The sequence below is a fragment of the Synechococcus sp. WH 7805 genome, assembly GCF_000153285.1.
Taxonomy (GTDB): domain Bacteria; phylum Cyanobacteriota; class Cyanobacteriia; order PCC-6307; family Cyanobiaceae; genus Synechococcus_C.
In genome coordinates, this window is record NZ_CH724168.1 from 2,460,115 (window position 1) to 2,485,920 (window position 25,806).

Annotated in this window: 30 protein-coding genes, 1 tRNA gene and 1 pseudogene; 14 read left to right on the plus strand and 18 right to left on the minus strand. The window is 59.1% G+C overall.

The window, feature by feature from the left end; translation table 11 throughout:
- Window positions 1-138: 138 nt before the first annotated feature.
- Genes WH7805_RS12535 through WH7805_RS12565 form a run of 7 tightly spaced genes read left to right on the plus strand, consistent with a single transcriptional unit; the run spans window position 139 to window position 5,606 of the window.
- On the plus strand, window positions 139-1,053 hold the full coding sequence (locus tag WH7805_RS12535; protein WP_006043504.1) for a heme A synthase: 915 nt from the start codon (window positions 139-141) through the stop codon (window positions 1,051-1,053).
- Complete coding sequence (locus WH7805_RS12540) at window positions 1,046-2,047, plus strand: heme o synthase (RefSeq protein WP_006043505.1); 1,002 nt, start codon at window positions 1,046-1,048, stop codon at window positions 2,045-2,047. The genes WH7805_RS12535 and WH7805_RS12540 overlap by 8 nt, the downstream gene beginning before the upstream one ends.
- Window positions 2,048-2,076: 29 nt before the next feature.
- Window positions 2,077-3,090, plus strand: a complete 1,014-nt coding sequence (locus WH7805_RS12545) for a daunorubicin resistance protein DrrA family ABC transporter ATP-binding protein (RefSeq protein ID WP_006043506.1) — start codon at window positions 2,077-2,079, stop codon at window positions 3,088-3,090.
- 38 nt (window positions 3,091-3,128) lie between these two features.
- A complete protein-coding gene (locus WH7805_RS12550; RefSeq protein WP_006043507.1) occupies window positions 3,129-3,986 on the plus strand; it encodes an ABC transporter permease in 858 nt (285 codons plus the stop codon).
- A 4-nt stretch (window positions 3,987-3,990) separates the two neighbouring features.
- Window positions 3,991-4,689, plus strand: a complete 699-nt coding sequence (locus WH7805_RS15035) for a hypothetical protein (protein ID WP_006043508.1) — start codon at window positions 3,991-3,993, stop codon at window positions 4,687-4,689.
- Window positions 4,689-5,405 (plus strand): N-acetylmannosamine-6-phosphate 2-epimerase, encoded by a 717-nt coding sequence (locus WH7805_RS12560; protein ID WP_006043509.1) that lies wholly within the window; start codon window positions 4,689-4,691, stop codon window positions 5,403-5,405. Before WH7805_RS15035 ends, WH7805_RS12560 begins: the two co-directional genes overlap by 1 nt.
- A 48-nt stretch (window positions 5,406-5,453) precedes the next feature.
- Complete coding sequence (locus tag WH7805_RS12565; RefSeq protein ID WP_198005757.1) at window positions 5,454-5,606, plus strand: hypothetical protein; 153 nt, start codon at window positions 5,454-5,456, stop codon at window positions 5,604-5,606.
- Window positions 5,607-5,643: 37 nt separating this feature from the next.
- Here WH7805_RS12565 and groL read toward each other — a convergent pair whose 3' ends face one another.
- Window positions 5,644-7,314, minus strand: a complete 1,671-nt coding sequence (gene groL / locus WH7805_RS12570) for a chaperonin GroEL (RefSeq protein WP_006043511.1) — start codon at window positions 7,312-7,314, stop codon at window positions 5,644-5,646.
- Between the two features lie 129 nt (window positions 7,315-7,443).
- Between groL and WH7805_RS12575 the strand changes: the two genes are divergently transcribed.
- On the plus strand, window positions 7,444-7,632 hold the full coding sequence (locus WH7805_RS12575; RefSeq protein ID WP_006043512.1) for a hypothetical protein: 189 nt from the start codon (window positions 7,444-7,446) through the stop codon (window positions 7,630-7,632).
- A gap of 28 nt (window positions 7,633-7,660) precedes the next feature.
- Here the strand turns inward: WH7805_RS12575 and fabG are convergent, their stop codons facing one another.
- The 3 genes from fabG to WH7805_RS12590 form a co-directional block, all read right to left on the minus strand.
- Window positions 7,661-8,413, minus strand: a complete 753-nt coding sequence (fabG, locus tag WH7805_RS12580; RefSeq protein WP_006043513.1) for a 3-oxoacyl-[acyl-carrier-protein] reductase — start codon at window positions 8,411-8,413, stop codon at window positions 7,661-7,663.
- Window positions 8,414-8,475: 62 nt separating this feature from the next.
- Window positions 8,476-9,582 carry a TrkA family potassium uptake protein gene (locus tag WH7805_RS12585; RefSeq protein WP_006043514.1) on the minus strand — a complete coding sequence of 369 codons (1,107 nt, stop codon included), beginning with the start codon at window positions 9,580-9,582 and terminating at the stop codon, window positions 8,476-8,478.
- Complete coding sequence (locus WH7805_RS12590; RefSeq protein ID WP_006043515.1) at window positions 9,582-10,409, minus strand: glycosyltransferase family 9 protein; 828 nt, start codon at window positions 10,407-10,409, stop codon at window positions 9,582-9,584. The genes WH7805_RS12585 and WH7805_RS12590 overlap by 1 nt, the downstream gene beginning before the upstream one ends.
- A 72-nt stretch (window positions 10,410-10,481) precedes the next feature.
- Between WH7805_RS12590 and ispD the strand changes: the two genes are divergently transcribed.
- Window positions 10,482-11,153, plus strand: a complete 672-nt coding sequence (gene ispD / locus WH7805_RS12595) for a 2-C-methyl-D-erythritol 4-phosphate cytidylyltransferase (protein ID WP_006043516.1) — start codon at window positions 10,482-10,484, stop codon at window positions 11,151-11,153.
- Here ispD and WH7805_RS12600 read toward each other — a convergent pair.
- Both WH7805_RS12600 and WH7805_RS12605 read right to left on the minus strand, forming a co-directional pair.
- Window positions 11,144-12,064: an LD-carboxypeptidase gene (locus WH7805_RS12600; protein WP_006043517.1), complete on the minus strand. Its 921-nt coding sequence runs from the start codon at window positions 12,062-12,064 to the stop codon at window positions 11,144-11,146. The genes ispD and WH7805_RS12600 overlap by 10 nt on opposite strands.
- Complete coding sequence (locus WH7805_RS12605) at window positions 12,064-12,960, minus strand: 4-hydroxybenzoate polyprenyltransferase (RefSeq protein WP_006043518.1); 897 nt, start codon at window positions 12,958-12,960, stop codon at window positions 12,064-12,066. The genes WH7805_RS12600 and WH7805_RS12605 overlap by 1 nt, the downstream gene beginning before the upstream one ends.
- Before the next feature lie 163 nt (window positions 12,961-13,123).
- On the opposite strand from WH7805_RS12605, the gene WH7805_RS12610 reads away from it, so the two are divergent.
- Window positions 13,124-14,719: a Ppx/GppA phosphatase family protein gene (locus WH7805_RS12610; RefSeq protein WP_050752044.1), complete on the plus strand. Its 1,596-nt coding sequence runs from the start codon at window positions 13,124-13,126 to the stop codon at window positions 14,717-14,719.
- Here WH7805_RS12610 and WH7805_RS15040 read toward each other — a convergent pair.
- The 7 genes and pseudogenes from WH7805_RS15040 to petC all read right to left on the minus strand — a co-directional run bounded on the left by WH7805_RS15040 (window position 14,703) and on the right by petC (window position 18,864).
- Window positions 14,703-15,149, minus strand: coding sequence for a RodZ domain-containing protein (locus WH7805_RS15040; RefSeq protein ID WP_232199053.1), 447 nt, complete (start codon window positions 15,147-15,149; stop codon window positions 14,703-14,705). The genes WH7805_RS12610 and WH7805_RS15040 overlap by 17 nt on opposite strands.
- Window positions 15,150-15,275: 126 nt before the next feature.
- Window positions 15,276-15,506, minus strand: a pseudogene (locus tag WH7805_RS15130) (helix-turn-helix domain-containing protein); the annotation flags it as partial.
- A gap of 107 nt (window positions 15,507-15,613) precedes the next feature.
- Window positions 15,614-15,685: transfer RNA gene (locus tag WH7805_RS12620), tRNA-Val, on the minus strand.
- Between the two features lie 32 nt (window positions 15,686-15,717).
- Entirely contained in the window at window positions 15,718-16,485 is a 768-nt protein-coding gene (gene cobM, locus WH7805_RS12625) for a precorrin-4 C(11)-methyltransferase (protein ID WP_006043521.1), read from the minus strand.
- Window positions 16,482-17,348 (minus strand): prolipoprotein diacylglyceryl transferase, encoded by an 867-nt coding sequence (lgt, locus tag WH7805_RS12630; RefSeq protein ID WP_369776007.1) that lies wholly within the window; start codon window positions 17,346-17,348, stop codon window positions 16,482-16,484. The genes cobM and lgt overlap by 4 nt, the downstream gene beginning before the upstream one ends.
- A 5-nt stretch (window positions 17,349-17,353) precedes the next feature.
- Complete coding sequence (gene petA / locus WH7805_RS12635; RefSeq protein WP_038005502.1) at window positions 17,354-18,286, minus strand: cytochrome f; 933 nt, start codon at window positions 18,284-18,286, stop codon at window positions 17,354-17,356.
- A 41-nt stretch (window positions 18,287-18,327) separates the two neighbouring features.
- A complete protein-coding gene (petC, locus tag WH7805_RS12640) occupies window positions 18,328-18,864 on the minus strand; it encodes a cytochrome b6-f complex iron-sulfur subunit (protein WP_006043524.1) in 537 nt (178 codons plus the stop codon).
- 85 nt (window positions 18,865-18,949) lie between these two features.
- On the opposite strand from petC, the gene WH7805_RS12645 reads away from it, so the two are divergent.
- A complete protein-coding gene (locus tag WH7805_RS12645; RefSeq protein WP_006043525.1) occupies window positions 18,950-19,315 on the plus strand; it encodes a DUF3067 family protein in 366 nt (121 codons plus the stop codon).
- Here the strand turns inward: WH7805_RS12645 and tatC are convergent.
- Window positions 19,266-20,015: a twin-arginine translocase subunit TatC gene (tatC, locus tag WH7805_RS12650; protein WP_006043526.1), complete on the minus strand. Its 750-nt coding sequence runs from the start codon at window positions 20,013-20,015 to the stop codon at window positions 19,266-19,268. The genes WH7805_RS12645 and tatC overlap by 50 nt on opposite strands.
- Window positions 20,016-20,113: 98 nt before the next feature.
- A complete protein-coding gene (locus tag WH7805_RS12655; RefSeq protein ID WP_006043527.1) occupies window positions 20,114-21,829 on the minus strand; it encodes an NFACT family protein in 1,716 nt (571 codons plus the stop codon).
- Between the two features lie 63 nt (window positions 21,830-21,892).
- Between WH7805_RS12655 and gmk the strand changes: the two genes are divergently transcribed.
- Window positions 21,893-22,462, plus strand: coding sequence for a guanylate kinase (gene gmk, locus WH7805_RS12660; protein ID WP_006043528.1), 570 nt, complete (start codon window positions 21,893-21,895; stop codon window positions 22,460-22,462).
- 66 nt (window positions 22,463-22,528) lie between these two features.
- Here gmk and psaJ read toward each other — a convergent pair whose 3' ends face one another.
- Together psaJ and WH7805_RS12670 are read right to left on the minus strand one after the other, a co-directional pair.
- The gene (gene psaJ / locus WH7805_RS12665) at window positions 22,529-22,648 is read right to left on the minus strand and encodes a photosystem I reaction center subunit IX (RefSeq protein WP_006043529.1); all 120 of its coding nucleotides are present in this window, start codon (window positions 22,646-22,648) and stop codon (window positions 22,529-22,531) included.
- Window positions 22,649-22,686: 38 nt separating this feature from the next.
- Window positions 22,687-23,166 carry a photosystem I reaction center subunit III (PsaF) gene (locus WH7805_RS12670; protein ID WP_006043530.1) on the minus strand — a complete coding sequence of 160 codons (480 nt, stop codon included), beginning with the start codon at window positions 23,164-23,166 and terminating at the stop codon, window positions 22,687-22,689.
- A gap of 76 nt (window positions 23,167-23,242) precedes the next feature.
- Here WH7805_RS12670 and tsaD point away from each other — a divergent pair, with 76 nt between their 5' ends.
- The gene (tsaD, locus tag WH7805_RS12675; RefSeq protein WP_006043531.1) at window positions 23,243-24,313 is read left to right on the plus strand and encodes a tRNA (adenosine(37)-N6)-threonylcarbamoyltransferase complex transferase subunit TsaD; all 1,071 of its coding nucleotides are present in this window, start codon (window positions 23,243-23,245) and stop codon (window positions 24,311-24,313) included.
- A gap of 39 nt (window positions 24,314-24,352) precedes the next feature.
- The gene (locus tag WH7805_RS12680; RefSeq protein ID WP_006043532.1) at window positions 24,353-24,547 is read left to right on the plus strand and encodes a chlorophyll a/b-binding protein; all 195 of its coding nucleotides are present in this window, start codon (window positions 24,353-24,355) and stop codon (window positions 24,545-24,547) included.
- Between the two features lie 20 nt (window positions 24,548-24,567).
- On the opposite strand, the gene WH7805_RS12685 is transcribed toward WH7805_RS12680, so the two are convergent.
- On the minus strand, window positions 24,568-25,749 hold the full coding sequence (locus tag WH7805_RS12685; RefSeq protein WP_038004738.1) for a type IV pilus twitching motility protein PilT: 1,182 nt from the start codon (window positions 25,747-25,749) through the stop codon (window positions 24,568-24,570).
- Between the last annotated feature and the right edge of the window lie 57 nt (window positions 25,750-25,806).

Here is a 25,806-nt window from a genome sequence, read left to right on the forward strand (position 1 = left end):
TCCCTCTCCTGTCAGCGAAATCGCATTAATCAGAAGACTTGATGTTGTACTCCTGCAAAGAGCGTGTCGTTCTGATTCAAATCGCTACGTTTTGGATATCCCAGGTTTTCCGCGGAGCCGGCGTTGACTGCATCGTCCATGGGTTCGATCCGACTCCGTCTCGCTCAGCTTGCAGCGCATTTGGTGGTGGCCCTCGTGGCCCTGGTCGTCATCGGTGGTGCCACCCGTGTGATGGAGGCCGGTTTGGCCTGTCCTGACTGGCCTCTCTGCTACGGGACGTTTCTTCCAGGTCGGCAGATGAATCTGCAGGTTTTTCTGGAATGGTTTCACCGGCTCGATGCGTTTGTGGTGGGCGTCGCTCTGCTTGTGCAGCTCGCTGTTGTTGGGTGGCATCGACGCAATCTGCCGGCCTGGCTTCTTCCCTTCAGCGGTCTCCTCGTGCTGATGGTTGCTCTGCAGGGAGGCCTGGGGGCTCTCACCGTGCTTCAGCTCTTGCCGTCGGCCGTCGTGACGGCCCATCTGGCACTCGCGTTGACCCTTGTGATCTCTGTGAGCGGCCTAACCCAAGTTTTATTGAACGACTCCGAAGCTGCTTCTGCCCCGCGTTGGTGGCCCTGGCTCGGGGGGATGAGCGTGTTTGCTGTCACCGCTCAGAGTCTTCTCGGGGGGCGGATGGCAACGTCCTGGGCAGCGCAGCGCTGTCTTGAGGCTGGTCAGTCCTGCCAATGGCTGCACTGGCATCGATCCTTTGCAACTCCTGTGGCAACGACCGTCGCTCTGTTTGTTGTCGTGGCCCTGCTCGCCGGTGGCTGGGCCCGGCAGCAGTGGCCGCTGTTGCTCATGGCGCTTTCTCTGGTGGCAGCCCAGGTCGCTCTCGGGGTGTCGACGTTGCGCATGGGCTTGGCCCAGCCGGCATTGACTGTGGGACATCAGCTCGTGGCCTGTCTTTTGGTGGCCGTGCTTTCCGCCCTCACCTGCCGTCGTCCTCCGGCGTCATCGGCACACCGTCCTGTCGTTCTCGACTCATCAATTCTGGAGACTTGTCATGGCTAGTTCATCCGCCACAGCAGTCCCGCTCACTCGGGAGCAGGTTGTTCCCTCGAGAAAACGTATCAAGCTTCCTCCCTGGTTGGAGGTGGCCAAGCCACGCCTGATTCCTCTTCTGCTGGCCACCACCCTTGGGGGAATGGCGCTCACGGAAGGTTGGCCGCTGTCGTCGCCTCGGCTTGTCTGCACCCTGGGTGGAGGTGCCCTCGCTGCTGCAGCTGCCGGTGTTCTCAACTGTCTTTGGGAGCAAGAGCTCGACGGCCGAATGCAGCGCACCAGTGGACGAGCCCTGCCATCGGGTCGCCTGTCTCCCTCAGCGGCATTCGCAGGCGCGGTCTCCTGCGCACTAGCCGCTGCAACCCTGCTGGTGAGCGGTGTGAACTGCCTTGCTGCGGGACTTTCGCTACTGGGGCTATGCAGCTATGTGCTGCTCTACACGGCTCTCCTCAAGCCTCGGACACCTCAAAACATTGTGATCGGAGGGGTGGCTGGGGCGATTCCACCGTTGGTCGGAGCCGCTGCAGCTACCGGACATGTCGGCCTCGGTGGTTGGTGGTTGTTCGCCTTGGTGATGGTGTGGACTCCTGCCCATTTCTGGGCTCTCGCCTTATTGCTGCGCGATGACTACCGCGCCGTAGGCATCCCCATGTTGCCGGTGGTGAAAGGGCCGCTTGTGACGGCGCGGGCAATTCGTCGTTATGGGTGGGCAACGGTGATCATCAGCTTTTTGGGAGTTTGGGCTCTCCCTGAAGGGGGCTTGTTGTACGGCCTGCTTCTGCTTCCTTTCAATGGAAGGCTGTTGCAAATGGTTGAACGGCTCGCTGATGAGCCCGACAGCACCGAGCGCGCCAAGGGCCTGTTCCGCTGGTCGATTCTCTATCTCTTCGGGATCTGTCTGCTCCTGATCTTCAGCCGTCAATCAGGTGCTGCATTATTTGACCTACAGCTAAGAAGCTGGATTGCCTCCTTCCCGAGCGGCTTCCCCGGCATTAGTGCCTAGATTTTGCCCCACGTGTTTCCTAGGACGGGATGTCACTGATTGAGCTGGATCATCTGGTGAAGTCCTACGGGATGGTTCCGGCTCTGACGGATCTCACTCTCGCTGTTCCTGAAGGCTGCCTCTACGGATTTCTCGGTCCCAATGGGGCTGGTAAAACCACGACATTGCGCATCCTCGCCACGCTGCTGTCACCCGATCACGGTCGGGTGATTGTGGCCGGAGTCGATGCGTTGCAGAACCCCCGTCAAGTACGACAGATCCTTGGGTACGTGGCCCAAGAGGTGGCGATCGACAAAATCCTCACAGGTCGTGAACTTCTGGCTTTGCAGGGCGATCTTTATCACCTGCCCAGAATGGACAGGAATCAGCGCATCGATGATCTGATTCAGCGTCTTTCGATGGGGGATTGGATTGACCGGCGCTGCGGAACCTATTCCGGTGGAATGCGGCGCCGGTTGGATCTTGCTGCTGGTTTATTGCATTCTCCACGCCTTTTGGTGCTTGATGAGCCCACCGTTGGCCTTGATCTCGAGAGTCGCGCCGTGATCTGGGATGTGCTTCAGGACCTCAGGGACCAAGGCACAACCATCCTGCTCAGCAGTCATTACCTCGAGGAGGTTGAGGCCCTGGCCGAACGCATGGCGATCATCGACGCTGGTCGGGTGATTGCTGAGGGGTCCCCCGAAGAGCTGAAATGTGCCCTTGGAGGCGATCGCGTCACGCTGCGTGTGCGTGAATTCAGTAATCAAACCGAGGCGGAAAAGGTCCGTGAGCTTCTGGATGCCGTTGAAGGCGTGCGCAGGATCGTGATCAACAGGGCTCAAGGACATTCCTTGAACCTTGTTGTGGATGGAGACCATGTCCTCCCCCGCCTCAAGCAGCGCCTGGGTGAAAGCGATCTTCCCGTGTTCTCCCTGGCCCAGAGTCGACCAAGCCTGGATGATGTCTACCTGCAGGCGACGGGCCGCACCCTGATGGATGCCGAACTTGCGGTGGTCGGTCAGCGTGATCCCAAGCAGGAGCGTCGACAGTCGATGCGTTGAAGCTTCAACACGGTTGCTTTTTTTCGTTGTTCTGATTCATGACCAACCCTGCTTTCGATCTCTCCACCCCACGGCAGTACCAACGCTCCGCCATGTCTGAGCTTGCCCAGGAGACAGGCGCTCTCACCCGCAGGCTGTTCGTCCAACTTCAGCGGCGACCGTCCACCCTGGTGGCGGGGATCCTTCAGCCTTTGATCTGGCTGGTTCTGTTCGGCGCTTTGTTTTCCAGAGCTCCGGAAGGCCTTCTGCCCGGCGGTGTGAGTTACGGGCGGTTCCTGGGTGCTGGGGTGATTGTGTTCACAGCGTTCAGCGGAGCTCTCAATGCCGGCTTACCGGTGATGTTTGATCGGGAATTCGGTTTCCTCAATCGCCTGCTTGTGGCTCCATTGCGCAGTCGTAGTTCGATTGTGCTCGCCTCTGTGATCTACATCACCACCTTGAGCCTTGTGCAGAGTCTGGCAATCATGATCACGGCCTCACTTCTCGGATACGGCTGGCCAGGAGCGGCAGGTCTTGTTCTCGTGATGGTCACGCTTCTGCTGCTGGTGTTTGCTGTGACCGCCTTGAGCCTGGGGCTCGCCTTCGCGCTTCCCGGTCATATCGAGCTGATCGCCGTGATCTTCGTAGCGAACTTGCCTCTCTTGTTCGCCAGTACCGCCTTGGCTCCCCTTAGTTACATGCCTCCCTGGTTGGGCTGGCTAGCAGCGCTGAATCCCCTTACCTTCGCGATAGAACCCATTCGTGCCGCCTATGCCGGTCCGTTGGATCTTTCTTCCGTTCTTCTGGAAGCTCCCTACGGGGATGTGACCGGCACCACCTGTCTGCTTGTGCTTTCTCTGCTGACAGCCGGCCTGTTTCTTCTCATTCGCCCCCTGCTCAATCGCAAGCTCGCCTGATCCCGTGACTTTCTCTCCTTACCAGCATCAGGACCCTCGCCAGATCTCCTTGCAGCGTCAGATCGAGCAATCGCGGCAGGAGGGTGATATTCGGCGATTACAGCGTCTGGAACTTCAATGGGTTCACCGTTACGGAGTGGCCTCTTTGCCTGGTGCTGCTCAGACCATGATTCAGTCGGAGGTCCCTCAGGACAATCCAGAGCTACCTCCTATAGAGGTGTCTCAAGATGAGGTGGACCGCATCCTGGGTCTAGGACAGGCAGGCGCGGAGCTGAAGGAGCAGGAGCCGTTAGAGCTGAAGGAGCAGGAGCCGTTAGAGCTGAAGGAGCAGGAGCCGTTAGAGCTGAAGGAGCAGGAGCCGTTAGAGCTGAAGGAGCAGGAGCCGTTAGAGCTGAAGGAGCAGGAGCCGTTAGAGCTGAAGGAGCAGGAGCCGTTAGAGCTGAAGGAGCAGGAGCCGTTAGAGCTGAAGGAGCAGGAGCCGTTAGAGCTGAAGGAGCAGGAGCCGTTAGAGCTGAAGGAGCAGGAGCCGTTAGAGCTGAAGGAGCAGGAGCCGTTAGAGCTGAAGGAGCAGGAGCCGTTAGAGCTGAAGGAGCAGGAGCATTCAGTGCCTGCTTCTGTTGTTCCTGTTCCCATCGCTGGCCCTCACCGACTGCGCCGCTGGCTCAAGCCGCTCCCCCTCCCTGAATCCCACAAAGCATCCTGATGACTTCGTCTGGCGGCGCTGGGTTCAATCGGCAGCAACTCAACCATGGACTGATCGTGTCCGTTCAGGCGCCTGAGGGCTCACCGATGCGTCATCCCGATGTCATCGCCGCCATGGCCGAAGCCTCATTGCGAAACGGTGCCATCGGCGTCAGGTTGGAGAGTCCTGAGCACATCGGTGCAGTACGCGAACGTTGTCCGAACGCTCTGATTATTGGACTTTGGAAGCGTTCTTGGGCAGATAGCTCGGTTTACATCACGCCGCGCTGGCACGAAGTGAAAGCTGTCTGGGGGGCTGGTGCTGATGTGGTGGCGCTCGATGCAACTGATCGGTCTAGGCCCAATGGTGAGGACTTAGAGAGCCTGGTGAAACGGGCCAAGGATGATCTCGGAGCGCCGTTGATGGCCGATGTCGACAGCGTGGAAAACGGCTTGAGAGCCGCGGCCTTGGGATGCGACTGGATTGGCACCACCCTGTTTGGCTACACCGAACAGACCAAAGAGTCGAGACCGCCCGGCTTGCATCTTTTGAAGCCGTTACGCGCTCAGCTTTCAGCGGAAACAATGTTGATCTGTGAGGGAGGTATCGCGTCTCCGCAGACCGCTAGCGAAGCCATCGCCGAGGGGGCTGATGCAGTGGTTGTGGGCACCGCGATTACGGGTGTGGATCTTCAGGTGGCGTCTTATCACCGACACATCACCAGGCAAACTGATTGAGTCCTGTGAGACTCGGTCGTGGCTCGCCTGGTTGTCCTTCCAGTTTTGATGACTGGATTTGTGTTCGGGCTGCCGATGGCAAGTCTGCCGATGGGAGAGCTTCAAGCTCTCAACCGGGAGTTGGGGCAGCTTTGCAGCAAGCCACCTCGAGAGGCGTTGGCGGTGTGCCGTATTCACGCCCGCCTGATTCGTGCGTTCTGATCATCGGATCATGCGCATCAGACGGGCGTGAGTGCAATCACATCATTCCGGGCATGCCCATGCCGCCCATGCCGCCCATTCCGCCCATTCCTCCCATACCGCCCATGGGGTCGCCAGCAGGTGCAGGAGCTGCAGGAGGTTCGGGCTTATCGGCCACCACCACTTCGGTCGTAATCAGCAGCGACGCGATGGAAACCGCATCCTGCAGGCCCAGTCTCACCACTTTGGCGGCGTCAAGGATGCCAGCTTCCAGGAGGTTTTCATAAGCACCAGAGAGTGCATTGAAGCCCTGGCCGGTGCGCTGCACCTGCTCGACAACCACATCGCCATTGGCCCCTGCATTGATCGCGATCTGCCGCAGAGGTGCACTCAGAGCACGACGCACAATCTCGACCCCGGTGCGCTGATCACCGTGCAGTTGCTCAGCCAGCCCGTTCAAGGATCCGGCTAGTTGGATCAATGTGCTGCCACCGCCGGCCACGATGCCTTCTTCAACGGCGGCTCTGGTGGCATTCAGGGCATCTTCGATCCGCAGTTTGCGGTTCTTGAGCTCGGTTTCCGTCGGAGCTCCGACCTTGATCACGGCCACACCGCCGGCGAGTTTGGCGATTCGCTCGTTGAGCTTCTCGCGGTCGTACTCGGAGTCGGTGTTGTCCAATTCCCTGCGGATGGATGCCACGCGCTCAGCGACGGCATCACGGCTGTCTTCGCTGGCGACGATGGTGGTTTCTTCCTTGCTGATGGTGATGCGGCGGACGCGGCCAAGATCCTCCAGGGTCACCTTGTCGAGCGTCATGGCTCGGTCTTCGCTGATCACGGTTCCACCGGTGAGGATGGCGATGTCGGCAAGGGCCGCTTTGCGGCGCTCGCCGAAGGAAGGTGCACGCACAGCGGCCACCTGCAGCACGCCGCGGTTTTTGTTCACGACCAGGGTTGCCAAGGCCTCTCCATCGACTTCCTCGGCCAGGATCACCAGGGGAGATCCGGTTTTTTGAACCGTCTCAAGAATCGGCACGAGATCAGCCACGGCACTGATCTTGCGATCGGTCAGCAATAGCAGGGCATTTTCGAACTCACAGATCTGACGATCACCATCGGTGACGAAATAAGGCGAGCTGTAACCCCGATCGAAGGCCATTCCTTCGGTGACCTCCAGCTCCGTGGCCAACGACTTTGATTCCTCGACGGTGATCACCCCATCGACGGTGACCTTGTCCATGGCTTCAGCCACCATGTGGCCAACTTCTTCATCGCCTCCGGCACTCACTGTGGCCACCTGCCGGATGGCATCTCCACTGACGGACTGGCTGCGCTCGGCGAGACCGTCAACGATCAGAGCGACAGCTTTCTCCATGCCACGACGGAGCTCGATCGGGCTGGCACCGGCTGCGGTGTTGCGTAGACCTTCCTCCACCATGGCCTGCGCCAAAACGGTCGCAGTCGTCGTGCCATCACCGGCTTTGTCCTTCGTCTTCGACGCCACCTGTTGAATCAGTTTGGCACCGATGTTTTCAAAAGGGTCTTCGAGTTCAATTTCCTTGGCGATCGTGTCGCCGTCATTGACGATATCGGGAGCTCCGAAGCTTTTCTCCAGCACTACGTTGCGTCCACGGGGGCCGATCGTGACGCGCACGGCATCGGCGAGAGCATTCATGCCTCGCTCCAGTGCGGCGCGAGATTCATCCGAAAAACTGAGAAGTTTGGCCATGAGTGACACTTACCCGTTGGTCAATGTCCCACAGCGGCAGGGCGCCTCGGGCGGTTCCTGAAGTGGGGAAAGCCGAATCTTTCTCTGCTCAGGCCCACCAGAACGAAGACTGCTCGGTAGCGTTGAACCATGAACGATTCAGGCGCGCTGTTCTTCGTTCTGATGACCGGTCTGGCCGGGATCATGGCGCTGGTCTACGTGCCACTGCGGATCTTTCTCACAGCGACAGAGCGAAGACGGCGGTACAAGCTGCTGCAGAAAATTCGCAGGCTCAGAGATGAGCTGGTGCAGCCCATTGAACCGGGAACAACCCCTTGAAATCTGTGATCGAACCGAGGGATTGAGCTCAACCCATCACCATGCCGCCATCCACCTGAAGAACCTGCCCGGTGATGTAAGCCGCGGCCGAATCTGCGGCAAGGAAGCGCACCGCCCCTGCCACCTGCTCCGGGGTCCCGAACGTCCCAAGCGGGATAGCCGTGAGAATGCCCTCGCTGTCAAGGTCCTTGGTCATGTCGGTGGCGATGAATCCCGGGGCTACGGCATTCACCGTGATACCTCGGCTTGCCATTTCCTTCGCAGCACTGCGGGTCAGGCCCACGACACCGGCCTTGGCAGCGGCGTAATTAGCCTGCCCTGCATTGCCCATCAGTCCAACGACTGAGGTGATGTTGATGATCCGACCGCTTTTTTGCTTGAGCATCGGCCGGGTCACAGCGCGGGTGCAGAGAAACACCCCGGTGAGATTGAGATTGATCACCGCGTTCCAGTCGGTGGATTTCATCCGCATCAGCAGCCCATCGCGCGTGATGCCCGCGTTATTGACTAGTACATCGATGCGACCGCTGCGCTCAAGCACCGTTTTGATCAGTGCGTCCACGGCGTCTTCATCGCCCACGTCGGCCTGAAGGGCATAGCCCTTTTGCCCCATGCTTTCGATCTCCTTCACCACGGCTTCGGCCGCATCCGGGGAGCTGGCGTAATTCACCACCACTTCCGCGCCGCATTCAGCCAGGGCCAGAGCCACGGCACGCCCGATTCCCCGGCTGGCACCGGTCACAAGGGCGGTTTGACCATCGAGGGTCCGGGTTGGGTTCATCCGATCTCTGCAGCCGAACGATCGTAAGCATCAGCCCCAGCCACGCTGAATTCAGAGATCGGTCAATCCTTAGGAGTGACTCCGCTCATGGTTTCCACGGTGTCGATGGCGTCTCCCAGGATCGTCCTGAACGCAGTCAGTTGATCTTGGCTGCCCATCACCACAAGCATCTGTCCCGGTGCCAGGGTCATGCTGCTGCTGGGATTGGCGATCAGTGTGCTGTTCTCGCGGATGGCAAGCAGCATGGCCCCACTGCGACGATCGAGCGCCAGTTCCGCGAGGCTCCGATTGCAAAGCTGGTTCATCACGAGAGGATCCTGGCTCAATCGGAACTCCTCGATTTCGCAGTCAGAGCCTGCCAGTAGATCCATGAAGTCAACGCCGATGGGCCGCAGGGCCGTGGCTGCCATGACCCGGCCTCCGGCGACGTAGGGACTCACCACCACGGAGGCTCCGGCGAGTTCCAGTTTGGAGGCGGCCTCATCACTGTCGGCTCTGGCGATCAGCCGGCAGTTGTTCCGCAGGCCTCTCGCGCTGAGAATCACATAAAGATTGGCGGCATTGCTGGGTAGTGCCGTCACCAGGCTTCGGCAGCGGTCAAGCCCTGCCTCCAGGAGCGTTTCATCAAGGGTTGCATCGGCTTGAAGCACCTGTAGTCCTCGTTCCTGCGCGGCTCTCTGTCGTTTTGGATCCATTTCCACCACGAGAACCGGAACGTTCTCAAGCAGCAGCTGCTCACCGATCTCCTTACCGATCCGGCCATATCCACAGAGAATCACGTGGTCGTGCATGCGCCGCAGCATCCGACGGAATCGAATATCCCGCACTTGGCGGAAGTAGCCGGATTGTGACAGTCCCAGCACCCGTTGGATCGTGAGCTGGACCACCAACAGTCCGCCGGCGATGATCAGCACGGTGACCAGACGTCCTGCCTGGGACAGTGGCTCCACCTCGCCGTAGCCGATGGTGCTGATGGTGATCAGTACCATCCACAGGCAATCACCCCAGTCCCAGCCTTCGGTGATGCGGTAACCGATAGCGCCACTGAGAATCACGGCCGTGAGCGCCAATACCGGCAGCAGCCATGGGCGGGCCAGGAGCTGTAGTTGGCGGCGACGCTGGCCAGTTTTCAATCGGCGCGAGACTTGTTGGCGTCGCGGTTTGTTCATTAGAAACCGAGGGCTTTCATCACCTCCTCGGTGCTCAGGCCCCGTCGATCGCCAGGTAGGACCCGGATGACGTCCCTTGAGGGCAGGGCATCGGTCGAGGATCCCATCGCCACCAGGGCAACGCCGCAGTATGCCGATAGCAGTTGGGTGATCGCGCAGCTGCTCAGAACAACATCGGCGCAGGCCACAGCTGCCGCACGTTGAGCGAACGGTGCTTGGGGGGTGAGAACCTCGCAGCGCAGCTGTGGCAAGCGCTCACGAATTTTCTCGGGCAAAGACTGCCAACGCTCTTCGGGCCAGTCATTGGCGGAGTCATCCGGTGCCAACAGCAGGAGCGGTCCCTCTCCGGGTGGTTGTCGCTGACGGGCGGCCTCCATGGCTTCGGCCGGCAGGCTGAGGCGAAAATCGTCCGCTTTCAGGGACAGGCCCAGGGGTTTGAGAAACGATGCGAATCTCTGGGGTTTCCATCCTTGGTCAGTGGACACCAAGGCGGTGCTGGAGAACCCCTCAGTTGCCACACGAACGGGGATATGGCTCATCGAAAGCATCAGGTTGACCTGACGTCCGGTCGCAAAATTCAGACAGGCTTGGAAATCGGGTTCGCGCACAAGCCCAAGAAGATTGGCCCATTCAGCGAGATTGGGATCTCCCGCAAAGGGGAAGGGAATCACTTTTTCAACAGCAGGAAGCAAGGTCCACAGCGCTCGATGGGCCGGCTCGCAGGCCACCTGGATCTGGGCTTCGAGCTGTTCGGCGACGGCTGCGAGGGCAGGAAGTCGCTCCAGCTGCTGCTGCAGGCTTCCGGGGCTGATGGCAAGAACGCGCATGAAGCGGCAGCACAGAGGGTGCTAGCTGATTGTATGGAGGCCGTTTCAGCCTGCTATCAGCAGGAGTCGCTTGTGCATCTGTTGATTGCTGCAGCGGGCAGTGGCCGGCGCATGGGGGCGGATCGCAACAAACTTCTGCTTCCTGTGAATGGTCGCCCGGTCCTCGCCTGGACCCTCGAGGCCGCCTTCGCAGCTGAGTCCATCCATTGGATCGGCGTGATCGGCCAACCTGTGGACCAACCCGCCATGGCTGCCTTGTTCGCCCAGGCCCCGCAACCGGTGACCTGGATTGAAGGAGGTAGTACCCGGCAGGAGTCGGTGGAGCGAGGCTTGCAGGCCCTACCCCAGGACGCACGCCAGGTGCTTATTCATGACGGTGCCCGATGCCTTGTGGCTCCGCAGGTGTTCAATCGCTGTACTGAGGTGCTCATTCAGGGCGGTGCGGTCATCGCTGCAACCCCTGTGAGTGACACCATCAAGCGTGTTGACTCCCAGGGCGTGATCACTGACACTCCCGATCGTTCTGAGCTATGGGCCGCCCAGACGCCCCAGGGATTCTCAGTGTCAGAACTGCGCGAAGGTCATGCCCAGGCGAGAGCTCGCAACTGGGTGGTCACCGACGATGCCTCGTTGTTTGAGCGTCTTGGCTGGGCGGTGCGGGTACTCGACGCAGGGCCAGGAAACATCAAGGTGACCACACCGTTCGATCTCACTGTGGCTGCTGCGGTCTTGGCTCAGCGCTGATCCGGCAGGTCGAGGCTCAGGATTCCCCGGTTGGCATCCAGGCAGGCTGGAACGCCCACTGGCAGGGCTGCATTGCCTCCTGGGCCATGCCCGACCGGCAACCCGGAAATCACGGGAATGCCCAGATCGACAGTGCGTTCCTTCAGGACTTGCTCCAGGCTGAACGTTTCTTCCGCGCTCGCTGAAAGGTTGGGATCCTCGCAGCCGCTGAACCGTCCCAGCCCCAGGCCTGCCAGACCCTGAAGACTGCCCGCCAGGCGCCAATGCGTCAGCATTCTGTCGAGGCGGTAAGGCGCTTCACCGACGTCCTCGATCACGAGGATCATGCCCCTCATATCGGGCAGATGGGAACTGCCCAGCAGGTGAGATGCCACGGTGAGATTGGCGGTGAGCAGTGGACCATGCGCTTTCCCGCCCACCCAGGTCTCCCCGTTGAGATCGGGTGCCATCCGATCAAAGAGCAGTTCCTGGAGGCGTTGCTGGCTCCAGTCGGGTTCATCGGCCAGGGTTGTCACCAAAGGACCGTGCACGCCTCCTCCGACGCCCTGGGCGAGCCTTGAACAGAGCAAGGCCGTGATGTCGGAGAATCCGAGGAGCCAGCCAGCGCTCCAGGACCAGGATTGTTCGAGCAGTCGTGCTGCTCCCCAACCACCGCGGGCGCAAGCCAGCAGGGGTGGGGTCGGTCGCTGATCGAGGTCGGCTCTGCGTTGCTGGTCGGTTCCAGACAGATATCCCCAGTGCCGCGCATCAAGCTGATGGGGTTGCACTTTGAGTCCCCAGGATTCGAGCACGGCGATTCCGCGTTTCAGGCTGTCGTCATCGCGTAGAGCCGAACTGGGTGCCGTGATGGCAACAGCATCGCCGCGCCTAAGTGACGGCGGTTGAACAACGGGGGCCTTGATTCGTGGCATCAACCCAACCGGCTGAGGATGACCCCGGCGAGCAACAGAGTGCCGATTTGCACTTGCCTGGCGAAGTGTTTGGCGTACACAGAGCCAGCTTGCTGTTCTTCCGCCTTCAGGGGGAGGGTTGAACGCCAGAGGCCGATGCAGGCAACACTCCAAAAGATCCAGAAGATCACCCCCGATTGCATCGCAGAGGCTGCAACAGCGATCCCTGCAGCTGTCAGCCCATACCCAGCGCGTACAACCTTCACGGCGGAATCCCCGAGGGTCAAGGCGCTGCTGTGGAGCTTGAGCTTGGCGTCGTCAGGGCGGTCCGCCATCGCGTACACGGTGTCGAAACTGAAGGTCCAGCAGAGTGTTGCCCCCCAGGTGGCAACCAGCGGCAGGCTGAGACTCAGGGACCCAGTGGCTGCAGCCCATGGAATCAGGACAGCGAAACCCCAGCACAGAGCAAGCACGGCCTGTGGAAAGGGAAACCAGCGCTTGGCGGAGGGGTAAAGGAGGATCGGAGGTAAGGCTAAAAACGCTAATTGGAGGCAGAGAAGTCGCACATCTCCAGGCAGGCTGATCACCACCATCAGCGCCAGCGTCAGCAGGACGGTGAGCAGAGTGAAGGCCTGCACACGGTTGAGATCGCCACGGGCTAACGGCCTTTGACTGGTGCGTGCCACCTCACGGTCGATTCTTTGGTCCCAGAGGTCGTTGGCAATGCAGCCTGCTGCACTGACGGAGAGCCCTCCGATCAGGATTTGCAGGATGAGCTGCAGGGATGGAGTTCCCGATGGATTCAGCCAGAGGCTCCATCCGGCGGGTATTAAAAGGATTAAACGGCCACTGGGTTTGTTCCAGCGCAATAGGGCCACCCAGGGGGACGTGAGGCGGGAGGAGAGCGTGCCGGTCACGGACTGGGTTGAATGGATTGAATTTCTCAAACCTTAATCAGCGCATGGGGCCCCTGGTGCCGATGGCAAAGTGGGCGTGTTTCCATCACGGTGCTCCATGCCAGGTGCCGAGCCTTTTCTTGAGACTGCGATGGACCAGAACAGCCGGCAGCTCAATCATGAGATGTCCGAAAGCTCTCCATCGGCTCAACGCCTGCGGAAGATTGCAGCCATCGATGTCGGCACGAATTCCACCCACATGCTGGTGGCATCAGTGGATGCCTCACTGAGGACGTTCAGCATTGAACTGGCGGAGAAATCAACCACCCGGTTGGGTGAGAAGGATCCGGACACAGGCCAGCTGACGCCTGAAGCGATGGATCGAGGACTTGAAAGTCTTCGTCGCTTCAAGGAACTGGCGATCAGCCACCAGGTGGAACAGATCGTGATCGCTGCCACCAGTGCTGTTCGTGAAGCTCCCAATGGTCGGGATTTCCTGCAGACGGTGCAGGATCAGCTCGGGCTTGATGTGGATCTGGTGAGCGGTCCCGAGGAGGCTCGCCTGATCTATCTCGGGGTTCTGTCCGGGATGCCCTTTGGCGATCGTCCCCATCTCGTGCTGGACATCGGCGGTGGATCCACTGAGTTGATCCTGGCGGATGGTCGTGATGCGCGTGCTCTGACCAGCACCCGGGTGGGTGCGGTGCGTTTGCAGAGAGATTTCGTGAAAGATGATCCGATTCCGCCGAACCGGCGATCGTTCCTTCAGGCATTTATTCAGGGATCACTCGAGCCTGCCGTCGATAAGGTTCACAGGCGGATCAAACCGGGTGAGAAGCCCGTTCTGGTTGCTACCAGCGGTACAGCCATGGCCATTGGTGCTCTGGCAGCCACTGAGGACGATCGGCCGCCGCTGAAGCTGCATGGATACAAGGTCTCCAAGCAGCGCTTGGATCGCGTTGTGGAGCGGTTAGTGGTGATGACTCCTGCGCAACGCCGAGACCTGGCGCCGATCAACGACAGACGGGCGGAGATCATTGTTCCTGGTGCTTTGATTCTTCAAACCACCATGCAGATGCTGGGTGTTGGAGAGCTGGTTCTCAGTGAAAGGGCACTGAGAGAAGGCTTGATTGTGGACTGGATGCTGCGCCACGGGCTACTGGAGGATCGCTTCAGCTTCCAGAGCAGCATCCGTCAGCGCACGGTGTTGCATCAGGCCCAGCGATTCGCAGTGAACCGTGTCCGTGCTGAACGGGTTGCCACTCATGCTCTCAGTCTTTACGACAGCACCAGGGGGCGACTGCATCAAGACGATGGCTCAGGTCGTGATCTGCTGTGGGCTGCCTCCTTGCTTCATGCCTGTGGCCAGCACATCAATCTCAGCGCGTATCACAAGCATTCTTGGTATCTGATTCGGCATGGAGAACTGCTCGGCTACTCAGAATCCGAGCATTTAATGATTGCTGCGATCGCTCGCTACCACCGCCGCAGCTTGCCGAAGAAACGGCATGAGGCCTGGCAGGCGCTGCAGACACGGCACAACCGCCGCACTGTTTCAGAGATGGCTCTGTTGCTTCGATTGGCCGCAGCCCTTGATCGACGTCCTGACCCTGTCGTGGAGACTCTTGAGGTGGAAATTACAGCTAGCTCAATCATCCTGAAGCTGGTTCCTGAACGTCTCAATCAGAATCTCAGCCTTGAACAATGGAGCTTGGAAAGTTGTGAGGACATTGTCAGGGAGGTCACCGGACTCAACCTGAAGGTCAGGGTTCAAGAGTGATCTTGTGCCAGCGAACATCGCTGATGTCGCCGAGTGGTTGAGGGGGCTTGTCTCCATCGCTGAATAGAACGAGATCTGGGCGTCCTGCATAAATCTCGTCCCCGGGATTGACAGTTAATCTCTTCTCCTTATCGAGCATTCCCTTGTAGACCGTCTCGCGCTCGGCGTTTCGGACCTCCAGCCAGCTGGGTTCTCGACTTGTGATGGTGATAGCGGAGGGCTTGGATCCGAGGTCCTCAGACATTGGCCGCTCAGTGGGCACAACTTGCTCGGATTCAATTAGCGGAACTGGACGTGAGGTTGCCTCGGTCGCAAGGGTCGGGGGGGGAGTTTGTTGCTGTTTGGTGAATGCAAAAGCACTGACGACACCGATCCCGGCCAGTACGGCAATGGTGGCCGTGGTCTTCCAGAAGGCTGAGATGTTGGTCAACCTGGAAGGTGATGTCGATGGAGATGGTTGAGAGGTTGACCGTTGAGGTTTCAGAGACCCCATCTTTTGTGAAGCTGCATCTCTTTCTGTGAGTGCGATTGACAGTTCACGAATGAGAGGGTCTGAATCAATCTGTAGTTTTGCTGCGACACGCCGAGTCATGGCTTTGATGAAAACCGGTTCTGGTAATCGGTCTCTGTCCCCCTTCTCCAGTGCGTCCAGCTGCTCATGACCCATGTGCAGGGAATCAGCCAGTTCCATCGCACTGAGTCCAGCATTTTGCCTTGCTGTCAACAGGCATTTGCCGACGTTCTTCAAACCTGATTCTGTTTGATCAGTTGACTCGTCGGAGTGCATTGGTCTCCTGATCTATGACGTCGTCGGATAATAATGCTTGCCTGTGGTTTTTTACGTAAAATTACTTACTATCGACTCTAAGAAAAAATTAAGATTTTGATGAATCATGGGCGATACTGGATTCGAACCAGTGACCCCTTCCGTGTGAAGGAAGTGCGCTACCACTGTGCTAATCGCCCGCACAACGTAATCTTAAACCACCAACTGCGACTCAGTCTCCGCCGCGCGGTCTGAACAGGTGGTCGTGCTCGGGAGAATAGAGACGCGACCGCTCGGAACCGTTTCGTTCCCGAAGTGCAGGGCTGATCACATACAGCGTGGTGCGGATCAGCTTTCTTGCCCTTGTTGCATCGGCCATCGCCTTAAGCGGCACCACATCGATTGACTGATCGGGCCAGCTCACCCTGTAGCCGATCGCGACAGGTGTGTCAGCTGGGTAATGCTGGAGAAGCGTGGACTGAACCTCATCAACATGACGCGCACTGAGATATAGGCAAAGCGAAGCTTGCAATCTGGCGAGATGATCCAGCTGTTCTCGCTCAGGAACCCCTGTGCGGCCGCCGGTGCGACCAAGCACGATCGTCTGTACCACGCCGGGAATGGTCAGCTCCGCATTGATGGCCGCAGCGGTGGCTTGATAGGCGCTGATCCCAGGCACAACCTCGACTGTGATACCAGCATCGGCAAGTGCGCAGATTTGTTCGTTCAGTGCGCTGTAGAGGCAGGGATCGCCGTCATGCAGGCGGACAACACGCGACCCCTGGCTCGATCGATCGATCATCAGGGGGATGACCTGCTCGAGCGTGAGTGTGCTGGTACGAATTTGTTCGCAATGGTCCGATGCCAAGGCGGCAATCTGGGGTGACACAAGGGAATCGGTCCAGATCAGTACATCCGCCGATTGAATTCTCTGTTCGGCTCTGCGGGTGAGCAGGTCGGGAGCGCCGGGCCCGGCTCCAACGATGGAGATGGTTGTCATGAAGGGTCGACCCGGCGGAGACCTGGATCAGGTAGAGATGCGTGGCGTCCATAGAGCCAAAACAGCCCAGCCGAGGCGACGGCCATCAGCGCGAGGCTCATTAACTGGGCGATCCGCAGGCCCCCTTCGCAAAAGGGTGGTTGCCCCCCAAGGCAGAGGGGATCGATGCGCAGGCCCTCAATCCAGATCCGTCCGAGGCTGTATCCGAGGAGATAAAAGCAGCTCAAGGCGCCAGATGGCAACTGAATTCGACCTCGCTGCCCAAGTCTGAACAAAACAATGAGCCCAAAAAAAAGAGCCAGATTCCAGAGAGATTCGTAGAGGAATGTGGGGTGAAAGAACTCCGAATCCGCGAAAACTTTCGGCCGGTTGGCAAAAGGAACCAAGAGTTTCCAGGGAAGATCGGTAGGAACTCCGAAAGCTTCTGAGTTAAAAAAGTTGCCCCATCGACCGATGGCCTGCCCGAGAATCACAGAGGGCACCAACACATCCAGAACATCCCAAAAGGGAACGCGTCGCCATCGGCAGAACACGATCACCGAGAGCGTTCCCGCGATCAAGGCTCCATGGATGGCAATCCCTCCCCGCCAGATGGCAAAAGCTTCCCACCAAGAACTCTGATACGACCGCCACTCAAAGGCCACGTAGTACATCCGCGCTCCGACAACAGATGCGAGCACGAGAATGGGTAAGAGGTCACTGATTAATGATCCATCAAGACCACGTTGACGGGCCAGCCAGCTGGAGAGATTCAGGCCAATCAGCACGGCTAGGGCAATGAGAAGGCCATACCAGCGAAGAACGAAAGGCCCGAGCTGAAAGAGCTCGGGCCCAGGGGAGGTGAAGACGGCAGGAACCAACACCGAATTCAAAAGCCCTCCGCAGCCTGCACTTTTTCAAACTGCTTTTTCTTCAGCACCAGCATGATCTGGGCTAGGGCCACGGCTGCGAAGAAGGCCAGCAGGCCATAGATCCTCACAGGGTTCTGGAGAACGACTTCGGTATCGAGCTGACCAAAGCCACCCACATTGGGATCATTGGTGATTGGAGCACCCGCTTCAACGGCATCGCCGACGGACACGATCAATGCCGGTCCAACAGGAACGGTTTCAGACAGCTCACTGCCATCTGCTGAAGCGATGGTCACCACGCTCGCTCCGTTCTCACCCGCCTCGATGGAACTCACGGTTCCGGTGGACGGCGCTGTGAATACGGTGTTGTTGCTCTTTTCACCCGTGGGGTACACCTGGCCACGGCCACGGTTGCCCCCCACGTGAATGGAGTATTTGCCGAAATGGATGTTGCTGTCAGTGGCAGGATCTGGTGACAGAACTGGGAAGACGATCTCCTGGTGCTGATCACCGGGGATCGGACCGACAAGGATCACATTGGGCTGATCGTCGCTGTATTCACTGAAGTAGACGCCTTCGGTTTCTTCTTTGATGTCATCCGTCCAGCGGTCTTGCGGTGCCAGGGTGAAACCATCGGGAAGCATCACCACAGCGCCGACTTGGAGGGGCACTTCACTGCCGTCGGCACCGATCTCGGGAACGGCTGTGTCATAAGGAATCTTCACGACAGCTTTGAACACGCTGTCGGGCAAGACCGCCTGGGGTACCTCGGCTTGGGTGAGTTTCTGGGCAAGATGGCAGTTGGCGCAAACGATCTTTCCAGTGGCTTCCCTTGGAGAGTCGTAATTCTGCTGAGCCCAGAAGGGGTAGGCCCAACTGGCGTTGGGGGCGGTCAGCACGGTGATGCCCACGATCAGGGCGGCGAATAAAGGCGAAAGGAGGCGACGCATTGGTGGCTGGAAACGGAAAGGGGCGGAGAAAGCGAGAGTGATCAGGCCCACCAGGGCTTGTCGCCCGTGCGGAAATCGGTGTCCGTCCATTGGCTCACGAACACGTTGTCGTTTTCGACGCTCACATTGGCCAGGGCGAGCGACAGGGGTGCGGGACCTCTCACGACTTTGCCTGTGGCGTCGTACTGGCTGCCGTGGCAGGGACACATGAATTTGTTCGCTCCACCGTTCCAGGGCACAACACAGCCAAGGTGTGTACAGATGGCGTTGATGCCGTAACTGCCGATGGCGTCGTCGCCTTCCACAATCAGGTAGGTGGGATCGCCCTTCAGGCCCTGGACGAGGCTTCGGTCTCCGGCTGGGTGCGAGCTCAACCAACCGCTAGCAGTGACTGCGTTTCCGAGTTCATCCTTAGCGCTGGTACCGCCACCGCCGCCTGCCGCGCGGGGAGGGATGAAATAGTTCACCACCGGGTAGAGAGCGCCAAGCGCAACACCAGTGACCGACCCGAAGGTCAGCAGATTCATGAACTGCCTGCGCCCCATTCCGGGCACATCACCTGCTGGCATTTGGGTCATGACGGACTGTCAATTGGCACGGGTTGGCGATCATTATGGACGCATTGGGTCCTGTCAGTCTTTGCGGCGACTGGGATTTTCATCGATGTTCAAGGACGACTCCGTGATTCCCCAGGCTGCTTCGCCGATACCTGCCGCACCGCTCAGTGCTGAAGAGGTCGTTGCCCTCTTTCGGTCCCGCTGGCAGGCCAGTTACGACATGCAGATCGTGACCCGTCGTCGTCGCTTGTACGTGCAGGTGATGTGGGCTTATCTCGAACAGCAATCCTTTCCCCTGACTGAGGACGCTTATCGAGAGCACCTGTCCGAGGTTCTTGAAGTAGTGAACAGGCTTGGGGAAGCCGGAGCCGTACGGGACTGGTTGCAGACAACAAAAGATCGCCCCCGGCTTGGCAAAGCCCTCAGCCTGCAGTTGCCGGGGGAGGGTCGACTGGAGGAGTTTCTGCTTTGAAGCGCTGCACAACCGCCACCAGCAAGACACCGATGAGGAACAGCGCTGTGATCGCTCCTCCTAGGAGCAGCATGGTGATCGGGTCTGTGGAGGGTGTCAGCACAGCACCGGCCAGGGCAGAGGTGAGCACGACCCAACGCCAGGCCGACAACATCCGCCGCCAATTCACCAAGCCAAAGGCGCCAAGCAGCAGTTGGAGGACCGGCAACTGAAAGGCCAGTCCTGTCGACAGCATCAAAAGCAGCACGAAATCGAGGTAGCGCTCGATTGACCAGATCGGTTCCACCACGTCGGCTCCATAGCTCACTAGAAAACTGAGAGCTGCAGGCACAAGAGCCCACCAGGCAAATGCCAGTCCGGCCATGAACAACACCGCCGACCCGGCAACCGCGGGGGCAATCAGGCGACGTTCGTTGCGCGTGAGTCCAGGGAGAACGAAGGCCAGTCCCTGATACAACACGTAAGGAAGCGCCAGGGTGAGCCCGGCATAGCCAGCCACCTTGAACGACACGAACAGGAACTCCCCAGGAGCGAGTTGGAGAAAGCGGATCGATCCTGCGGGTTCCTCTAGCAGTCGGACCAACGGTCTTACGGCCAGCAGGCAGGCAAGAGCGCTGACTGCAACAGCGAGAAGACTGCGCAGCACCCTCTGCCGGAGCTCCTCAAGATGGTCCACCAGTGGCATCTCAACGTCATTCATCGCGTCGCCCCTTGCCGTCACCTTGATCGGTGGTGGCGGTGGAAGAACGGTGGATTCGTTGGGGTCGGAGGGCTTCAGATCATGAATCTGTTCAACGTTCAGGCTAGGAGTTCTCTGCCCTCAAGTTGTCGTCTAGCCCGGTCAGGCTCAGCCCAGAGCAGTTCTCCATTGCGATGACGCACGGTTCCAGGGAGTGCTCCGGGAATGCGCTGAAGGGCATCGACCGCCGCCATCACCACGGGGACGGTGCGATTGCCGCGGGCACGACTGAACCACGCAGCCAGATCTGCAGCTTGTTGAATCGCTTCCTCGGAAGCCGGCGCCATCGAGGCTTTCAACACCACATGGCTACCTGGACATTCCTGTGCGTGGAACCAGAGATCGCCGGCTCGGGCTTGACGGAAGCTGATCCATTCGTTCTGGCGGTGATTGCGGCCCACCTGGATCTGCAGACCATCACTGGTGTTGACCTCAAGAGGCTGAGGCTGCCCCGTTGGTGAACCGCTACGTCGACGTCGCTGCCTCGGTGCCATCAACTCTTCCAGCTCTTGATGGAGATCTTTCAGCTGAAGAGTGCGCTCATCGGGGTTGTCCCAGTCAGCACGGGTGAGATCCTCCAAGAAGCTTTCACTTCCTTCGATCAGCATCAGTCGCTGGTCGTGATGTCGGAGGCGCTCTTCGATCAGGGGAACCGCGCGTCGCAGGCGCCGGGCCTGGTGATAAAGCTTTTGCGCGCGGGTGATCGTGTCGCGGTCTGGAGCTGGTTGACACAACAGCTGGTCCGCTTGCGATTGAAGGGTCGCGGCACCAGCCGTGTCCTGCAGCCGTTGTTTCTGTTCGTCGCGTTGGGCCTGTTCCCGTTCGCGGCACTGTTGGAGTCGCTGTTGCAGGTTGCCGATCTCCCGCGACAGTCGGCGCTTGGTCACATGGTCTTGGTAGTAGCAACCCAGCCTGAGGCTGAGCACGCCCTGATCTCCGCTCGCAACGGGTGGTTCGTTCCACACTCGGAAGCCGCTCTCCACCAGCTGCAGAGAAAACGTTTCTTCGTTGAGATGGCGCAGCCAGCAGCACCAGCGCTCATGGAGGCGTTGCCATTGGGATTCGTGAATGTCGCTGACAAGTTGTTCTTTCAAGGGCTGCCCATGGCTGTCGAGCGACCCGGGGAAGGTGGTGAGCTGGGTCGCTAACGCTGGGCTGATTCCCTGATAGGTCTCGCGAAGTGCTTTTCCGAGAGGAATCGGAAGCAGGGAGAGGCGTCGCTGCCACTGAGCAAAAGGCTCATCACGGCTTGGTGGTAAACCCTGAAGCGGTGGTGGTGGGGTATAGAGATCACCAGTGCTGAGTGGGCGGATCCTGGACTGGTGTTGCCGTACCTGACGGCCGATTGCGGTGATGCGTTTTTGTTCGTCGAGGAGCAACAGGTTGCTGTGGCGTCCCATCAGTTCAAGAACCAACGTTCGTACGGGGGGGCTGCCCGGGCGAGGCGCCAGATGAAAGAACACAACACGTTCGAAGTCGTGCTGTTCGAGCTCCACTAGAGCCAATTGCCGTAGGCCGTGCTGAATCTGCTGGGCCAGGGTGCTCCCTCCGCCATGACGCCGTGGGGCGTTGATCTGCACCAGCCTTGGGGCTTCTGCCTGCCAGCTGAGCTCGAGCCACACCATGCCTTGCAGGGTTCGAAAGCCGAGCTGGAGCGCGTGGGCATCAGGTTGCTGCGCCTTCTCGAATCGGCTCGGCAACACCCGGTCGCGCAGATCTTTCAGCACCGCTTTCAGAGCGGTCAGGTCCATCACCTGGAGCGTGCTGGTGGCCATCCGCGCGTGCTGTTCCGGTGAGGTAGGTGCCTTCCTACCCTGCAGCCTGACTGCAGACAAGCCATGGCATCGTCACAAGCCACTGCCCGGCTCGCGTTGCTCACCGGACCAAGCGGAGTCGGTAAAGGCACGTTGGTCGCCCGCTTGCAGGAGCGCCATCCCAGCCTGTGGCTGTCGGTGTCGGCCACCACACGGGCTCCCCGGGCGGGTGAGCAGGAAGGTGTTCACTACTTCTTCAAAACACGTCGAGACTTCGATGCTCTCGTCAGCAGCAACGGGTTATTGGAGTGGGCTGAATTTGCCGGTCATTGCTACGGCACTCCACGTCAGCCCGTGGAGGAACGCTTGGGCGCAGGGACTCCCGTTCTTCTGGAGATTGAACTGGAGGGCGCCCGCCAGGTCAGGAAGAGTCTTCCCGAAGCCCTGCAGATCTTTCTGGCGCCACCGAGCTTCGAGGAACTGGAACGTCGCATCAAGGGGCGAGCCACTGAGTCAGCCGATGCGATTCAACGTCGGTTGGATAGAGCGCGCACCGAACTGGATGCTCAGTCTGAATTTGACGCCATTGTTGTGAATGACGATCTCGATACAGCACTCTCTGAGCTTGAAAACTTAATGGGTCTTGCGGTCTGAAGCGGGTTGAGCTTGCTCAATAAAAAAGAGGGCTGATGCCCTCTAGTCATTCATTAATGAAAAAGATCAGGCGAGTGGGTGAAACAGGAGGTCAGGAAAAAATCGATTCCACTCGATCAGAATACCGGCGGTGAGAGTGAACCAAATGGCTGCTACGACGGGAGCAGTGGTGAGGAATTTCTGCATCGATCAAAAAATTTAGAAATTGTGGGAATCGAATGAGATCAGCGGGGAGACACCGTGATCTTGTCATCGCTTTCGAGCATTTTTCCGCTCGTGAATTCACCAAAGGCTGCAATGGGCCATGTGGCAGCAGCGATGCAGGACTTCAGTGCCAAGGGGAGATCGATCTGAATCTCTTTTGTGTACTGCTCCTTGGTTCCGCGGGTGGCTTTCAGATATTCACGGCCAGCCCAGCCGATGCAGCCGGCGATGTACAGGAACATCAGGCCAGGGAAAACAAAATCACCAGCATGGTCCCAACGGCCATCAACGATGAGGTGGGGCAGGCCGTCCTCACCACACACGGCTTGGCTGTACATCTCAAAACGGGCTTTGGCCTGAGGCGTGGTGGCAGCACTGGCACGCTGCTGGAAACGGGCGCTTTCGGAGCAGGGGGTCAGGCCAGCAACATCAGCCTTGGCGACTGGTGCAAAGCCGAACACCAGCAGGGCCGAGAGCGCAAGAGCGAAAAAACGACGCATCGGAACGGTTCCTGTTATGCCTGCCCCGGAGCGGCAGGATGTCACATGGGGACAGTAGTGGAGGCTTTCTGCCTGAATGCCCAAGGTGCTTGCGCTCGAAACAAGTTGTGACGAGTCGGCTGCTGCTGTTGTGGAGCAGCGTGCCGATCGACTGATGGTTCTGTCCCACCGCATTGCCTCCCAGGTCGAGGAGCATGCCCAGTGGGGAGGTGTCGTCCCAGAAATTGCCTCGAGACGGCACGTGGAGGCTTTGCCGCACCTCATCGGCGCGGTGCTGGACGACGCAGGTCAAGCGGTGGCTGACATGGATGCCGTTGCTGCAACCGTGACACCGGGGCTGGTGGGGGCCTTGATGGTGGGTTCGGTGACAGGGCGTACCCTCGCTGCCCTTCATGGCAAGCCCTTCATGGGCGTGCACCACCTGGAAGCGCACCTTGCCTCAGTGCGTCTGGCTTCATCGCCTCCCGAGCCTCCCTACCTGGTGCTCTTGGTCAGTGGAGGACATACCGAGTTGATTCTGGTGGGGATCGACGGCGGACTGCAGCGTCTTGGGCGCAGCCATGACGATGCGGCTGGAGAAGCTTTCGACAAAGTGGCTCGTTTGCTAGGGCTCGCCTACCCAGGTGGACCTGCCATCCAGATGGCCGCCAGGGAGGGCGATCCCAAGCGGTTTTCGCTCCCCAAGGGACGCGTGTCCCGTCCGGAGGGTGGGTTTTATCCCTATGACTTCTCGTTCAGCGGTCTCAAGACCGCCATGCTGCGGCAGGTGGAGAGCCTGAGAGCCCAAAGTGATGTGCTTCCCCTTGAGGATCTCGCTGCAAGCTTTGAGCAGGTTGTGGTGGATGTGCTGGTAGAGCGCAGCCTGCGGTGCTGTCTTGATCGGGGCCTGTCCACACTCGTGATGGTGGGCGGGGTGGCTGCGAATGTCAGATTGCGTGAGCAAATGGAACGGCGTGGCCGCGAGCACGGGGTTTGCGTTCATCTCGCGCCTCTCGAGTTTTGTACCGACAACGCTGCAATGGTTGGTGCCGCTGCACTCGGTCGGCTCCAATCAGGATGGGGGGCCAGTTCCATCAGGCTTGGGGTCTCGGCCCGATGGCCTTTGGAGCGCGGAGGAGATCTTTTCACACAAGATCCACAGTTTTAAGAAATTCGGGAATAATGTTGGCCGAAGAGCTTTCTGGTGATGATGGTCGAATCTGAGTCCCAGCAACAGCAGCCATCACAGCCTGTTGATCCCGGTGAGCTCAATGAATGGCGTCGCGGGTTTACCCCTCAGGCTGAGATCTGGAATGGGCGTCTGGCCATGCTTGGCCTCTCACTCGGCTTGATGATGCTCATTCTGGTGAGATTCTTCAGCACGGGAATGTCCGCCAGCTGAAGGTATCCAGCCTTCGCAGGTCAAGTGCTCCTTCCCCGGATGGCTTGCGACAGTTCATTGGGTTTGAGGCTGACGGCAATTGCGTCCTGAGGGTCAACCCGTTCGGCTTTGACGAGTTCCAGGAGTGATTGGTTGCTGGTCACCATTCCATCGAAGCCGCTGCGTTCCATGATCTCCTCCACTTCATCGAGCGCGCCCCGCTGGATGTAGTCCTTGCAGGCCTCCGTGTTGATCAGGATGTCGTGATACGCAGCTCGTTTGCCATCGTTGGTTCTGATTAATCCCTGGGCAATCACGCCCAGTAGGGATTCAGAGAGCGAGCGACGAATGCTGTCTTGATCCTCAGGGGCGAAGAGTCCAAGGACGCGCTCAACGGTTTTCACCGCCGAATTGGTGTGGAGGGTTCCGAACACGAGGTGGCCCGTCTGGGATGCCTCCAGAGCCGTGCTCAGGGTTTCTCGGTCTCGGATCTCACCCACCAGGATCACGTCTGGATCCTCTCTTAGTGCCGCTCTCAGAGCGTTGTGGAACTGCAACGTGTGTAGTCCCACTTCCCGGTGCCTGATCAGGGAGCGTTGACTCTGATGAACAAACTCCACAGGGTCCTCAATCGTGAGGATATGGCGTGTCTGATGGCGGTTAATCCAATCAATCATCGCCGCAAGGGTGGTGCTTTTCCCTGATCCAGTGGGACCGGTCACTAACACCAGTCCCTTCGGACGTGACGAGAGATCCCGCAGCACCTCGGGAAGTTTCAGATCCTCCAGCGTGAGGATGGTTTGAGGAATCAACCGCAGAACCATGGCGGGTCCCAGCAGTGAATCCAGCAGGTTGATCCGAACCCTGACAAATGGGAACGCATGGGAGCCGTCGAATTCCTTCGTCTGTTGAAAGAGATCAACTTGCTGGGGCGTGAGGATTTCCCTAAGCCAGCGATGAAAGGTGCTCGGATCTGTGACCGGCCACTCTGTTTGCAGCATCTCTCCGCGGGCGCGGAAACGCGGGACCTCCCCCACGCCGAGGTGCACGTCGGAGTGCCCCTTGTCATGGGCCATCCGCACGATGTCCTCAAGGCTTGGTAGTCCTTTGGGTGACGGGGTTGGTGAAGGTGTCAGCGCAGCTGGCGTGGAGGAAGCGGGGCTATGGGCGGGGACCGCAACAGGTTGGGACGCAAAACCCGGGGGAAAGATCGGTTGCTTCATCGGCTTCTGCCACGTTCTTGCTTCAGCTTCGCCATTGCTGCTGCCGTGGCAAGTGAG